At 48.8% G+C, this 344-nt stretch carries 1 protein-coding gene; it reads right to left on the reverse strand.

Annotation, left to right across the window (positions count from 1 at the left end; translation table 11 throughout):
- A partial coding sequence (locus tag FH08_RS50790) for a hypothetical protein (protein ID WP_200878837.1) occupies positions 1–344 on the reverse strand: 344 nt, incomplete at both ends.

Raw genomic sequence — 344 nt, forward strand, 5'->3', positions numbered from 1 at the left:
GCACCATCTGGCCCGATCAAACCATCAGTAAGAGGCAAAGGTTGGCCTGATAAAAATTCCTCTGCTGTTGTTTTATAAGAAGATCCGTCCGGAATACGCTGCACGGAGTAAATGATACCAAAAGTCCAGTCGAAAGCCAGTAAACCACGGCGGTATTTCTCTGGGAAACGGGCATTATAACTGCTTACCAGGTTTGTTGGGGATCCCTGGCCAACGTTTAGTATAGCAGTTAGATTATCAATGTAACTTGGTGCCCAATTCTCTTTACTTGTACGCAGCGCCATCTCCTCTGCGCGATCGAGCAGACGGACATCCAGACCTTGAGAGCGCGGCACCCCCACATT

This window comes from Caballeronia sordidicola (assembly GCF_000729995.1).
GTDB lineage: Bacteria > Pseudomonadota > Gammaproteobacteria > Burkholderiales > Burkholderiaceae > Caballeronia > Caballeronia sordidicola_A.